This is a genomic window from Actinomycetospora endophytica, from assembly GCF_021026375.1.
GTDB lineage: Bacteria > Actinomycetota > Actinomycetes > Mycobacteriales > Pseudonocardiaceae > Actinomycetospora > Actinomycetospora endophytica.
Map to the genome: position 1 here is coordinate 473,220 of NZ_JAJNDB010000003.1, position 13,323 is coordinate 486,542.

11 protein-coding genes are annotated in these 13,323 nt (G+C 73.1%); 6 read left to right on the forward strand and 5 right to left on the reverse strand.

Going from position 1 to position 13,323, the window contains the following annotated elements; translation table 11 throughout:
- The first annotated feature begins 148 nt into the window (after positions 1-148).
- Both LQ327_RS17580 and LQ327_RS17585 read left to right on the forward strand, forming a co-directional pair.
- Positions 149-2,278, forward strand: coding sequence for a molybdopterin-containing oxidoreductase family protein (locus LQ327_RS17580; protein ID WP_230735968.1), 2,130 nt, complete (start codon positions 149-151; stop codon positions 2,276-2,278).
- A 16-nt stretch (positions 2,279-2,294) separates the two neighbouring features.
- Positions 2,295-2,696, forward strand: coding sequence for a CBS domain-containing protein (locus LQ327_RS17585; protein WP_230735970.1), 402 nt, complete (start codon positions 2,295-2,297; stop codon positions 2,694-2,696).
- Positions 2,697-2,781: 85 nt separating this feature from the next.
- Here the strand turns inward: LQ327_RS17585 and LQ327_RS17590 are convergent, their stop codons facing one another.
- The 3 genes from LQ327_RS17590 to LQ327_RS17600 all read right to left on the reverse strand — a co-directional run bounded on the left by LQ327_RS17590 (position 2,782) and on the right by LQ327_RS17600 (position 7,103).
- Positions 2,782-4,089 (reverse strand): magnesium transporter MgtE N-terminal domain-containing protein, encoded by a 1,308-nt coding sequence (locus LQ327_RS17590; protein WP_230735973.1) that lies wholly within the window; start codon positions 4,087-4,089, stop codon positions 2,782-2,784.
- A gap of 13 nt (positions 4,090-4,102) precedes the next feature.
- Entirely contained in the window at positions 4,103-5,782 is a 1,680-nt protein-coding gene (locus tag LQ327_RS17595; protein WP_230735975.1) for an NRAMP family divalent metal transporter, read from the reverse strand.
- Between the two features lie 121 nt (positions 5,783-5,903).
- Positions 5,904-7,103, reverse strand: coding sequence for a DUF5666 domain-containing protein (locus LQ327_RS17600; RefSeq protein WP_230735977.1), 1,200 nt, complete (start codon positions 7,101-7,103; stop codon positions 5,904-5,906).
- Positions 7,104-7,268: 165 nt separating this feature from the next.
- On the opposite strand from LQ327_RS17600, the gene LQ327_RS34025 reads away from it, so the two are divergent.
- Positions 7,269-7,400, forward strand: coding sequence for a hypothetical protein (locus LQ327_RS34025; RefSeq protein ID WP_269070273.1), 132 nt, complete (start codon positions 7,269-7,271; stop codon positions 7,398-7,400).
- Entirely contained in the window at positions 7,393-8,163 is a 771-nt protein-coding gene (locus LQ327_RS17605; RefSeq protein ID WP_230735980.1) for a lytic transglycosylase domain-containing protein, read from the forward strand. The genes LQ327_RS34025 and LQ327_RS17605 overlap by 8 nt, the downstream gene beginning before the upstream one ends.
- Before the next feature lie 10 nt (positions 8,164-8,173).
- Here the strand turns inward: LQ327_RS17605 and LQ327_RS17610 are convergent, their stop codons facing one another.
- Both LQ327_RS17610 and mgtA read right to left on the reverse strand, forming a co-directional pair.
- Positions 8,174-8,530, reverse strand: coding sequence for an ArsR/SmtB family transcription factor (locus LQ327_RS17610; protein ID WP_230735982.1), 357 nt, complete (start codon positions 8,528-8,530; stop codon positions 8,174-8,176).
- A gap of 151 nt (positions 8,531-8,681) precedes the next feature.
- A complete protein-coding gene (gene mgtA, locus LQ327_RS17615; protein WP_230735984.1) occupies positions 8,682-11,282 on the reverse strand; it encodes a magnesium-translocating P-type ATPase in 2,601 nt (866 codons plus the stop codon).
- A 127-nt stretch (positions 11,283-11,409) separates the two neighbouring features.
- Between mgtA and LQ327_RS17620 the strand changes: the two genes are divergently transcribed.
- Together LQ327_RS17620 and LQ327_RS17625 are read left to right on the forward strand one after the other, a co-directional pair.
- Positions 11,410-12,621 carry an LCP family protein gene (locus LQ327_RS17620; protein ID WP_230735986.1) on the forward strand — a complete coding sequence of 404 codons (1,212 nt, stop codon included), beginning with the start codon at positions 11,410-11,412 and terminating at the stop codon, positions 12,619-12,621.
- 29 nt (positions 12,622-12,650) lie between these two features.
- The gene (locus LQ327_RS17625) at positions 12,651-13,313 is read left to right on the forward strand and encodes a hypothetical protein (protein ID WP_230735988.1); all 663 of its coding nucleotides are present in this window, start codon (positions 12,651-12,653) and stop codon (positions 13,311-13,313) included.
- Positions 13,314-13,323 lie beyond the last annotated feature (10 nt).

Below are 13,323 nucleotides of genomic sequence, written 5' to 3' on the forward strand. Positions count from 1 at the left end.
CCCCGTCAACGAACTCCGCATCTGGCGCTGTACGACAAGCCTGTCGCCGCAGACGCGGTGCACGCTCCCTCGACCGGCCGACGACGACCGCCCTCGAGGCCCGGCCCCGGGGTGCCCACCACCGCGCGATCACCTCCGGGGAGCCACCATGACGGCAGACCTCACCCTGACCCCGACCACCACCACCGTCCGCGCCGCCTGTCCGCACGACTGTCCGGACACCTGCGCGATGCTCGTGACCGTCGAGAACGGCCGCGCGACGAAGGTCGCCGGGGACCCCGAGCACCCGATCACCCGCGGCGGGCTGTGCGTCAAGGTCAACGACTACCAGGAGAAGACCTACAGCCCCGACCGTCTGCTGCACCCGATGCGCCGCGTCGGGCCGAAGGGCAGCGGACGGTTCGAGCAGATCTCGTGGGACGAGGCGCTGGACACCATCGCCTCGACGTTCCGGTCGAAGATCGCCGAGTACGGCCCCGAGACGGTGATGCCGGTCAGCTACCTCGGCACCCAGGGCATCCTCAACGGGCTCTCGGCCGGGGACGCGTTCTTCCACCGGCTCGGCGCCACGGTCACCGAGCGGACCTACTGCGACTCGGGTGCCTGCACCGCCTACGCGTCCACGGTCGGCGCGACGGCGGGGGTGGACCCGGAGAGCATCGTCCACTCGCGCTACATCATCATCTGGGCCTCGAACACCATCTCGACCAACCTGCACCTCTGGCCGGTGATCGCCGAGGCCCAGAAGCGCGGCGCCAAGGTCGTCTGCATCGACCCGATGCGCCACCGCACCGCGCAGCGCGCCGACTGGCACATCCCGATCCGCCCGGGCACCGACGGCGCCCTCGCGCTGGCGATGATGCACGTGATCATCGCCGAGGGCCTGCACGACGAGGAGTACGTCCGGGACCACACCCTCGGCTTCGACGAGCTCGCCGAGCGGGTCGCGCAGTACACCCCGGAGTGGGCGTCGGAGGAGACCGGGATCCCGGTCGAGGACATCCGCACCCTGGCCCGTGAGTACGCGACCACCGATCCGTCGATGATCCGCATCGGGGTCGCCATCGAGCGCCACGCCGGCGGTGGCCAGACCGTGCGCTCGATCGCCTGCCTGCCCGCGCTGGTCGGGGCCTGGCGCCACGTCGGCGGCGGGCTGCTGCAGCTGCCGCTGTGGGCGCACCCGGTCAACTGGCCGGCGTTCATCCACCCCGAGTACCGCACCCCCGGCACCCGGGTGGTCAACCAGTTCCTGCTCGGCCGGGCACTGACCGGCGAGCTGACGCTCGACCCGCCGATCACCGCGATCATGGTCTACAACTCCAACCCGATGGTCGTCTCCCCCGAGCAGGAGAAGATCGCGGCCGGGCTGGCGCGCGAGGATCTGTTCACCGTGGTCAGCGACCACTTCCTCACCGACACCGCGCGCTACGCCGACATCGTGCTGCCCGCGACGACCCAGCTCGAGCAGCACGACATCATGTTCAGCTGGGGCCACTTCTACGTCACGCTCAACATCCCGGCCGTCGAGCCGGAGGGCGAGTCGATCCCCAACACCGAGCTGTTCCGCCGGCTGGCCGGGCGGATGGGGTTCGACGACGAGTTCTTCGGGCTCTCCGACGAGCAGCTGCTCGCCCAGGCCTACGACTGGTCGGCCCCGGCGATGGAGGGCATCACCCTCGACTCGCTGCGCGAGACCGGGTGGGCACGGCTCAACCTGCCCGGCCCCGACGACTACCGCCCCCACGCCGAGGGCGCGTTCCCGACGCCGTCGGGCAGGACCGAGTTCCGCAGCTCGGCGCTGGAGGCGATGGGCAACTTCGTCGTGAACCTGTTCCGGCAGCTCTCCGACGACCACCAGCCGGGCACGCCGGTGGACCCGCTCCCCCACTACGTCGCGCCGCGCGAGACCGGGGACGTCTACCCGCTGAACCTGCTCTCCCCGAAGTCGCACGCGTACATCAACTCGAGCGCCGGCGACCAGGCGATGCAGAAGCGCGTCCAGGGCGAGCAGACGGTGACGATGCACCCCGCCGACGCCGAGGCGCGGGGCGTCGCGGAGGGCCAGTACGTCGCGGTGCACAACGACCGCGGACGCTTCGTCGCCCTGGCCCACCTCAGCGACGAGCTCGCGCCCGGCGTGGTCGTGTGCCCGATGGGCTCGTGGCCGAAGAACGCCAAGGACGGCTCGACGGTCAACGCCGTCAACCCGTTCGTGTTCGCCGACCTGGGGAACGCCCCGACGTTCTCGGACACCCGCGTGGACATCGAGCTCGTCTAGGTCGACGCTCGTGGGCATGTCCACCGTCGCCGACGCCCACCTGCGGACGCCGAGGCTCCACGGCCCCGGTCTGTCCGTCGGTGCCGCCCGCACGGTCTTCCTCGACGATCACGTGCACGCGCTGCTGCTGGTGGACGACGGCGTGCTGGTCGCCGTCGTCGAGCGGGGCGACCTGGTCGGGGTGCCCGCCGGTGCCCGGGCGCGGTCGGTCGGGCGTCTGGCCGGCCGGGTCGCCGGTCCCGACGACGACCTCGAGGCCACGCGCGAGGCGATGGCGTCCCGGCGGCAGCGTCGGCTCGCGGTCGTCGACGCCGGGGGGCGGTTGCTCGGGCTGCTCTGCCTCAAGCGTCACGGCCGCGGGTTCTGCTCGGCGGCCGATGTGGCGGCGCGGGATGCGGAGCGGCGCGCGGCGGGGTGACGGGATCCCGGCTGGCGGGGCGCCGACGAGGGGCAGGTCAGGCGAGTCGGACGCCGGCTCGAGATGCGTGGTGTACCCCTCGACCTCAGGACCCCGCCGACGCCGTGTGGTGCGCCGGACGAGCACCCGGCTCACGACGCCGCCACGGCTCAGGCAGCGTCGCTTCCAGCGCATCGTCGACCGTGATCACCCCGAGCAGGCGGTCGTCCTCGTCCACCACGGGGAGGACGAGCAGGTTGTAGTCGGTCATCAGCACGGCGACGTCGGGCAGATCGGTCTCCGGACCGACCCGCACCGGGTTCGCCTCCGCCACGGTCGCGAGTAGGCCACCCGGATCGGCCTGCACCAGCGTCACGAGCCCGACGGCGCCGGTGAGCCGGAGCTCGTCGTCGTAGGCGTAGATCGTCGTGAGCGCCTGCGGCTCCTGGTCGCTGGCCGAACGGACGGCGTCCAGCGCGTCGGCGACGGTGGCGGTCTCCCGCAGGGCCAGGTGGTCGAGGGCCATCAGACCTCCGGCGCTGGTCGGGTTGAACCCGAGCAGCGACCGCAGCTTGCGGGCGGCGCCGGCGGGCATCCGCTCCATGACCGGCACGCGGCGGTCCTGTGGGAGGTCCATCAGGGCGTCGGCGGCGTCGTCGGCGCGCATGTGGGCCAGGACCGCGGCCACGTCCTCGTCGCTCTTGCCGCGCAGCAGCTTGGCCTGGTCGGGGTCGTCGAGCTCCTCGAAGACGTCCGCCTCCAGCTCCGGGTCGGCGTGGACCCGGTCGAGGAGCTCGGCCCGCTCCTCGACCGAGGCCGCCTCGAGCAGGTCGGCGATCTGTGGGGTCTTGAGCCGGTGCAGCCGCGACAGCGGTGCGCGGACCAGTACCGACGGGGTGTGCCCGATCAGCGCCTCGAAGGCGGACCAGTCCCGGCACCCGTCGGGGCTCACCGCTTCACGGCTCTCGTGGAAGATCCGCTGCCACCAGCTCGCCGGGCGCGTGTCCACTCCGACGAGCACCCATCCCGCTTCGTCCGATCCCGAGACCGGCGCGAGCTCGAGGTCGTGGGCGCGGACCAGCCGGACCGTGCTCGTGTCGATCAGCCGGTGGCCGAGGATGTCGGCGCGCAGCAGGACCTCGCCCTCGCGGCGTTCGAACGCGCGCAGGTCCACACGGGCGGTGGTGAGGGCGAGCGGGTCGCTGGTCCAGTCATCGACCTGCCCGGCCGGCACGAACAGCCGGCGCCCACCGACGTCCGCGACCAGCCCCGTCACCGACGGGTAGCCCTCGGTGCGGAGCCGGACGATCACGTCGTTCACCCGGCCCACGGCTCGCCCGTCGCGGCCGGCGACGGCGCGGCCCAGCAGCCGCCGCATGGACAACAGTCCCGATCGGGCGTGCTCGGTGCTCATCACGGGTCCCCTCTCAACGTCCGGCCACGGCGAGTTCGGCGATGCGGGCGACGACCATCACGACGGCGACGACCAGGTAGCCGCGCAGCACGGTCAGCCCGAGACGGCGGCCGCGCGAGAGCTGCGGCCGGGTCAGCAGCACCAGCGGCGGCATCCGCCAGGAGGACCGGTCACCGCCGGCTCCGCCCGCTCCGTCGTCGGACTCCGCCGTCGTCGTGCCCCGCCTGCGTGAGCGCCGGCCGGCGATCAGCAGGCCAAGTCCCCCGAGCACCCCGAGCCCGGAGCCGCCGACGAGGATCCCGACGATCACCGTCGCGCTGATGTCCGGGTAGAGCACCCCGGCGGTCAGGATGATCGAGAGCATCACCAGCACCCCGATCACCACCGAGGTGAAGACGTTCATCGGGGTGCGGTTGACCCAGGGCCCCAGTACCTGACGGTCGTTGCAGAGCAGCAGCAGGAACACCGTCGCCGACGGCAGCAGCACCCCGGCGAGGGTCTGCACCCCCTCGGTGACCAGGCCGAGCGGGCTCTCCGGCAGGACCACGATCACCGCGGCGAGCAGGATCACCGCGGCGAACACGGCGTAGAAGCCCTTGGCGTCGCGGACCCCGCGGTGCAGCGAGTGCCGCATCCCGAGCACGTCGCCGAGCGCGTACGACGTGGCCAGCCCGACCGCGGCGGCCCCGATCACCGACGCGTCGATCAGCGCCAGCGCGAACAGCACCCCGGCCGCCTTCCCGGCGTAGGTGCCGAGCCCGGTGGCCACTCCCCCGGCGTCGGTGAAGTTCCCGAACTCGGGATGCCCGGTGAAGGCCGCCGTCGCGAAGGCCATCATCGCCGCGGCGCCGACCACGACGATGACGATCCCGACCCAGAGATCGACCTTCTCGTAGCCGATGAACCGGGGCGTGATGCGCTTGTCGATGATGTAGGACTGCTGGAAGAACAGCTGCCACGGCGCGACGGTGGTCCCGACGATCCCGATGATCAGCAGCATCACCGTGGAGAGCTCGGCGCCGGCGGGCAGGCCGGGCACCACGAAGTCGTGGGCGATGTGCCCGATCGGCGGATGCGCCATGATCAGGATCGGGATCAGCAGCAGGTTCCCGACCACCAGTACCAGGCACAGCTGTTCGAACCGTCGGAAGCTCCCGGTGGCGGCGGTGCCGATCACGAGAGCCGCGGCCACCAGTACCCCGGGCACGGTGGGCAGGCCCAGGTAGCTCAGGCCGAGGCTGATCCCGATGAACTCGGTGATGATCGTGAGCGCGTTCAGCAGGAACAGGTCGATGACCGAGAACGCGCCCCAGAAACGTCCGAAGCGCTCCAGGATCAGTCGCGCGTGGCCGACGCCGGTGACCGCGCCGAGCCGGACGACCATCTCCTGGTTGACGTAGAGCACCGGCACCAGCAGCAGCAGGGTCCACAGCAGCCGGGTGCCGTAGTCCTGGCCGGCCTGGGAGTAGGTCGAGAACGCGCCGGCGTCGTTGTCGCCGACCATGACGATGAGGCCGGGTCCGATGATCGCGACGAGGGTCTTCAGCCGCGCCGGGAGCCCCCGCCGCGGACCGAGGTCCTCCTCGCTGATGGTGCCGAGTGCGCCGCGGATGTCCCCGACGTGGGCCTCGTCGAGCACGGCGCTGCCGGTTCCGGAGCCCCGTCCGCTTCCCGTGCGCTCGAGATCGGTCATGACGACGAGCTCCTTCCCGGCGGCCGCAGGTGCGCGGGAAGGACTACACAGGGTCTCGTCGCCAATAGTCAAGCAATTGTACAAGCGTTAGTACGAGACGCGCCTCACGCCTCGGGGTTCATCAGGTCGAGGCGCGCGCGAGGCCGCCCGTGAGAGCACCGGTGATGTCGTTGACCGCGGAGCGGGCGGTGTCCCAGTCGTCCGAGCCCGGCTGCTTGGTCTCGACTGCGACGATCCAGCGCGACCCGGCGGCCGGGACTCCCGTGGTGTGCAGGTAGAGGTCGCCGTCCGACATCCAGCCCTGCTTGGCCTCCGCACCGGCGGGTCGGGGCGGTTCGAGCAGCCCGAAGGCCTGGTCGAACCCGTCGGCCCCGGTGTCGGAGGCCTGGGACAGGTCGCCCATGACGGTCTTCTGGTCGGCCGGGTTCAGCTGGGTCAGCGCGTACCGGTAGACGGCCAGCACGTCCCGCGGCGAGATCACGGTCTCGCCCCACTCGTCGGGGTCGGAGGGCGCCGAGGTGTCCTGCAGGTGGGCGAGCGAGGCCATCTCGGTGACGGTGTCGGTCCCGCCGTAGGACTCCCAGAGGTCGTCCATCGCGTTGTCGTCGCTGAGCTCGAGCGCCCGCGTGATGTCATCGTCGTCCTGCGGGCTCAGCGTGATCGCGCCGGTCTCGGAGCGGTGGAGCAGGTCGACGATGGTGAACAGCTTGACCACCGAGGCCGACTCGAAAGTCGAGGCGCCCGTCGCACCCGTCGTGACGTTCCCGGTGGTCTGGTCCATCACCGCGACCCCGGCGGTGACCCCCGGATGCGCACCGACCGCGGCGTTCGCGGCGGACACCGCGCCCGCCGCGACCTGGTTCGGGTCGGCGGCGGGGGCCGGCGGAGTGGTCGTGGTGGGCGGCGGCGTCGTGGTCGTGGTCGTCGGGGGCGCCGCGCCCGGGGTGGCCGTCGGAGTCTCGGTCGGGCGGGTCGCGAGCGGCGGGAGCACCCGCCGGGCGGTGATCGTCGTGCCCTGCGGCTGCCCCAGGACCCGCACGCTCGCCCCGACCGGGAACTGCGCGGCCGAGGACTGCTGGTGCAGGCGGCCGAACCGGGTCGCCGCGGTGATCTGGACGGTGGTGGTCTGCCCGTCGGTCCCGAGCACCGTCCAGGTCGACCCCTGTTCCGCGGTGATCTTCCCGCTGACCGCGTGCCGCGCCGCCCGGGCCGCGGGTGTGGTCGACGAGGAGCAGCCGGCCAGGACGACCGCGGCCACGAGGGCCAGGACGACCGCGGCGGCAGGGTGACCGGGACGACGAGCCGACAGTCGGTTGGCCATGCCGCCCACCCTCTCGCGCGCATCGCCTGTCCCGGGGTGACGGGGGCATGCGTCCCGCGGAGGGTTCACGTCGTACGCTCAAACGTTCGTATAAGCATTGCGATCACGCCGCACCGTAGGGAGTTCACCGATGACCGACGTCCGCTTCCCGACGGCGGGTCCGGCATGACCGGCTGGGAGGTGGTCGGGACCTTCGTGGGGATCCCGATCGCGGTGCTGACCTTCATCGCGCTGCCGATCTTCGGACCGGAGTGGTGGCGCCGTCGCCGCGGAGGCGGCGACGGCACGGGTGACTGACCGTTCCGCGTCGGGCCTCCGGAGCCGGGACACCGCGCTGCGTCTCGCGGTGGTCCTCGGGGTGCTCTCGCTGGCCGGCGCCGCACTGTTCTGGGGCACGCACCTCCTTCCGGACGGCGGCGACACCGCCGACGTCCCGGCCCTCGAGGTCGCCCCGGCACCGATCGTGCTGGGCACCGTGGGCCAGCCGGCCGCGGCGACCGCGTCCGTCCCCGGGACGGCACAGCTCCGGTCCTGGGCCGCCGACCTGGCCGGCCGCACCGGGATCCCGCCGCGCGCGCTGGAGGCCTACGGCCTGGCCGAGCTCGTCGTCGGGCGCCTCGACCCCGCGTGCCACCTGTCGTGGGTCACCGTCGCTGGCCTGGCGCGGATCGAGTCCGACCACGGGCGCTACCACGGCTCCCAGGTGGCGCCCGACGGCGAGGTGGTCCCGCCGGTGATCGGTGTCCCGCTCGACGGGACCCACGGCAACGAGAGCATCGCCGGGCCCGACGGCGGGTCGGTGCGCGCCCGGGGCCCGCTGCAGTTCATCCCGTCGACGTGGGCCACCTGGGGCACCGACATGCACGGCACCGGACGGGCCGACGTCGACAACATCGACGACGCCGCGGTGACCGCGGGCCGCTACCTCTGCGCGGACGGCCGAGACGTCGCCACCGGACCCGGCTGGACCTCCGCGGTGCTCTCCTACGACGCGTCCGCGGACTACGCCCGCCGGGTGTTCACGGCCGCGTCGGCCTACGCCTCGGGCACGTCGCCCTGACGGGTGCCCCTCAAGCCTCGCGGCGGCGTCGTTCGGCCGGGGACAGGTGCCGGAGCTCCTCGTGGTGCGCGACGGCCAGGCGCACCATCTCGACGACGTGCGGATCGTCGACCGCGTAGAACTGGTGCCGCCCGGCCCGGCGGGCACTCACGAGCCCGGCGAGCTTGAGCTTGCCGAGGTGGTGGCTCACGGTCGCCACCGTCTGCCCGACCTGCTCGGCGAGGGTCCCGACGTCGTTCTCGCCCGCCGCGAGCACCCAGAGCAGTTCCAGGCGCACGGTCGCCGAGAGCAGCCCGAACGTCGACGCGGCGTCCTGGATCACCTCGGGATCCGGTGGGCCTCCGTCGGAGACGGGCCGTGGTGCCATGTGAAGTCCTTCGCCGGGCGGACCGGGAGCGATCCGCGATACTTGCATGAGGCTTTGAACATGTGAAGGCGCCCGGTCCGGCAACGGTCGACATCCGGGACCTCTCGGGACACACCTCATCAGATGACCGAGGGCGACCGGGATCTCCCCGTCAGGTCAGCAGCGGATAGGACCGCCCCAGACGGACCTTCACCACCTGGGCCAGGCCCGCGTACCCGCTCACCGTCACCACCAGCCACAGCAGGTACGACGGCGGCGGCGCCTGCAGCGCCAGGAGGGCGCCGACCGGCGAGGTGACGACGAGCAGGCCGAGCACCGCCGCCCCGGCCGACGCGAGCAAGAGCGGGACGGCCGGCTTCGCACCCCGCCACGGCGCGCCGCGGGACCGGAGCACGAGCACGACGACGAGCTGCGAGATCAGGCCCTCGACGAACCAGCCCGCCCGGAAGATCTCCGGGGACCGGCCGCCGTCGACCCCCCACCAGAGGACCGCGAACGTCGCGAGGTCGAACAGCGAGCTCAGCGGACCGAACACGAGCATGAACCGGACCAGGCCCCGGGTGTCCCAGCGGCGCGGGGCGCGCAGGTAACGACGGTCGACCCGGTCCCAGGGCAGCGCCAGCTGGGCGGCGTCGTAGAGCAGGTTCTGCACCACCAGCTGCAGCGGCAGCATCGGGAGGAAGGGCAGGAACACGCTCGCGGCGAGGACCGTGACGACGTTGCCGAAGTTCGAGCCGGCCGTGATCGTCACGTACTTGAGGGTGTTGCCCAGCGTCCGCCGCCCCTCGACGACGCCGCTGGCGACGACCGCGAGGTCGGGGTCGGTGAGGATCAGGTCGGCGGCCCGCTTGGCCGCGGGCACGGCGGAGGCCGGGACGATGCCGACGTCCGCGGTCTGCAGGGCGGGCACGTCGTTGACGCCGTCGCCGACGAAGCCCACCGCCCGGCCCCGGGCCCGGAGGGCGGCGACGACGCGGGCCTTCTGCGCCGGGGTCAGCCGCGCGAAGACCCGGGTGTCCTCCACGATCCGGCCCAGCCGCTCGTCGCCGACGGCGTCGATCGTCGCGCCCTCCACCACGTCGCCCGCCCGGATCCCGGCCTGGGCGGCCACCCGGGCGGCCGTGTGCGGGTTGTCACCGGTGAGCACGCGGACCTCGACCCCGTGCTCGGCCAGCCGCCGGACCGCCTCCGGCGCGCTCCCCCGCACCGGGTCGACGAAGGCCACGAAGCCGACCAACACCATCGCGGTCTCGTCGCGCTCCTCGCACGTGCCGAGGCGGGGCACCTCCCGGACCGCGACGGCGAGCAGCCGGAGCCCGTGCTGGGCGTGGGCCCGCGCGAGATCACCCGCGGCCAGGCGCCGCCCCCGGTCGAGGTCGACGACGTCGTCGCCGGCGCGGGCCCGATCGCACCGCGGCAGGACCTCGTCGGGGTCGCCCTTGGTGATCAGCAGGTGCACGCCGTCCTCGCGGCGGACCTCGACCGTCGAGCGCCGCCGGTCCGGGTCGAACCCCCACTCGTCCACGGGGGCCCAGAGGGCGTCCTGGATCGCCTCGTCCGGCTCGGCGAGCCGGGCGAGGATGGCCTCGTCGAAACGCCCGTCCGGGACGCTCTGGGCCCGCACCGCCAGCGCCGCGTGGTCGGCCGCCTCGTCGTCCGGGACCCCGGTGGCGTCGATGCTGTGCACCGCCACGACGCGTTCCTCGGTGAGCGTGCCGGTCTTGTCCAGGCACAGCACGTCGGCGGCGCCGAGGTCCTGGATGGCGTTGAGGCGGGTGACGATGACGTGCTGGTCCGCCAGGCGCCGCGCTCCCCGCGCCAGGGTCGTGGTCACGACGACGGGGAGCATCTCGGGGGTGAGCCCGACGGCCACGGCCGCCGCGAACATCCCGGCCTGCGGCCAGTTCCCCGTCACGGTGCCGTTCACGGCCAGCACGATCGGGACCATGACCAGCATGAACCGGATCAGCGTCCAGCTCACCGAGCGGACGCCGAGGTCGAACGTGGACTCCGGTCGGCCCTGGACGGCGAGCCGGGCCAGGGTGCCCGAGTAGGTCGCCGCCCCGGTCGCGACGACGACCCCGGTGGCGGTTCCCGAGACCACGGCGGTCCCGGCCAGGCACAGCGCGGGCGAGCGCTCCGGGTCGGTGCGGGCCTCGTCGGGATCGGCGGACTTCCGGGCGGGCAGGCCCTCGCCGGTGAGCACGGCCTGGTCGACCCTCAGGTCGTTGGTGTCGGTGAGCCGGACGTCGGCGGGCACCACGTCGCCGGGCGCCAGGAGCACCACGTCGCCGGGCACGCACTGTTCGAGCGGCACCTCGCGGCCGACCGGCTCGCTGCCCTCGGCGGCCCGTCGTCGCACCGTCACCGTGGTGTGCACCCGCGAGCGCAGGGCCTTCACCGCCCGGTCGGAGCGGGACTGCTGCCAGAAGCGCAGCGCCGCCGAGGCCACCACCATCAGCGCGAGCGTCACGGCGCCGCGGGCGTCCCCGACGACGGCGAACACCACGTCCAGCGCCGCGAGCAGCGCCAGGAAGGGGCTCCGCAGGGCCGCCAGGATCCGCCCGGGCAGGGTGGGCCCCGGATCGACGTCGACGAGGTTCTCGCCGTGGCGGTGCGCGCGGCGCGCCACCTCGTCCTCGGTCAGGCCCTGCGGCGAGCTGGCGACCGTCCGGTAGACCGACGGCGTCGACGCCCCCGCGACCTCCCGCAGCGACACGTCCGCGAACGGTGTGGGGAGAACGACGGCCACGACACGATCCTCCTCCCCGATGCCCGCCGGATGCGCGCCGGCCGACCCGCGCGCTGCAGGACAGTCAAACGATTATGCGAGTATTCGGCCGATGGCCACCACGCGGGTGTGGCCAGACGGAGGGGTGATGCGTCCACTCGAGATCCGGCCCGCCCCGCCGACGGTGCCGCTGCGGCCGCCGCCCGCGGCGCGGCGACCGCGAGGCCGGATCGGCCGGATCGGCCGGATCGGCCGGATCGTCGCGGGGATCTGCTCCGTGCTGGTGCTCGTCGTCTCCGGCGCGGGCTGGGGCTTCGCCCGCTCGCTGTCCGGCGGCAGCGGTGCGGGGTCGGGCTCGGAAGCCGCCGACGGGTCGGTGAACATCCTGCTCATCGGGCTCGACACCCGCCTCGACCAGAACGGCGACCCGCTCCCGCCGCAGATCCTCGACCAGCTGCACGCCGGCGACGGCGACGAGGGCGGCTACAACACCAACACGCTGATCCTGCTGCACGTGCCGGCCGGCGGCGGGCGGGCGACCGCGTTCTCGATCCCGCGTGACGACCTCGTCCCGATCCCCGGCTACCGCCCCGACAAGATCAAACAGGCGTACGGGGTCACCAAGGCCGCCGTCGAGGCCCGGATGACGGCCCAGGGCGTGACCGACCGGGCCACCCTGGAGCAGGCCGGCCGCGAGGCCGGACGCCAGGCGACGGTGGGGGTGGTCCAGACGCTCACCGGACAGACCGTCGACCACGTCGCCGAGATCACCCTCGCCGGGTTCTACGACCTCGCCACCGCGCTCGGCGGCGTCACGGTGTGCCTGAACCACGCGGTGGACGACAGCTACTCCGGGGCCGACTTCCCGGCGGGCGTGCAGCGGCTCGACGGCGCCCAGGCCCTCGCGTTCGTGCGCCAGCGTCACGGTCTGACCAACGGCGACCTGGACCGCACCCACCGCCAGCAGGCGTTCCTGTCCTCGGCGATGCACCAGGTCACAGCCGCGGGGACCTGGACCGATCCGTCGAAGCTGAGCGCCCTGTTCGACGTGGCGCAGCGCGACATCGTCCTCGACCAGGGCTGGGACGTGCTCTCGTTCGCCACCCAGGCCTCCGCCCTCACCGGCGGCGACGTGACCTTCTCGACCCTCCCGATCCAGGGCTACGTCCAGGCCAACGACGAGGACGACAACCTCGTCGACCCGGCCCTGGTGCAGGCGTTCATCCGCGACCAGATCGCCGCGGCCGCCGCCCCGCCCCCGCCGGCGCCGCCGCCCACCGGCCCGGCCCCGGCACCTGTCGCTTCGCCCGGACCCGCGGGTGCGCCGATCTCCGCCGGCGGGGTGCCCTGCGTCGACTGACCGCCCGTCCCCGTCCGAGAAGGACCCTGATGACCACGACCTCCGTCCGCGCGACGACGATCCCCCGGCCGGAGCCGCGCTGGCCGGTGGCGGTCGCGGTCGCGGTGGCGATCGGCCTGCAGGTGGTGCTCCCGGGACGCTTCGCCCCCGGGCACCGGCTCGTGCCGTTCCTGGAGCTGGTCCTGCTGATCGGCATCGTCATCGCCAACCCGGGACGCATCGACCGGGTCACGCTCCCGCTGCGCTGGACCAGCATCGCGCTGATCGGGATGATCACGGTGACCAACGCCTGGTCGGCGGTGCGGCTCGTCCTGGAGATCGTCGCGGGCGCCGCCGACGACGCGCTCGGACTGCTCTCCTCCGGGGCCGCGATCTGGGCGACCAACGTGATCGTCTTCGGGCTCTGGTACTGGGAGCTCGACCGCGGCGGGCCCCACACGCGGACCCACGTGACCGGCCTCTACCCGGACTTCTCGTTCCCCCAGGACCAGAACCCGGAGCTGGCCCGGCCGGGGTGGCGCCCCCGCTTCGTCGACTACCTCTACATGTCGTTCACGAACGCGACCGCCTTCAGCCCGACCGACGTCATGCCGCTGGCCCGGTGGGCGAAGCTGACGATGATGGCGCAGTCCGCGATCTCGCTGGCCACCGTCACGTTGGTGGTGGCCCGGGCGATCGGGCTGTTCAAGTAGGCCGGGACGC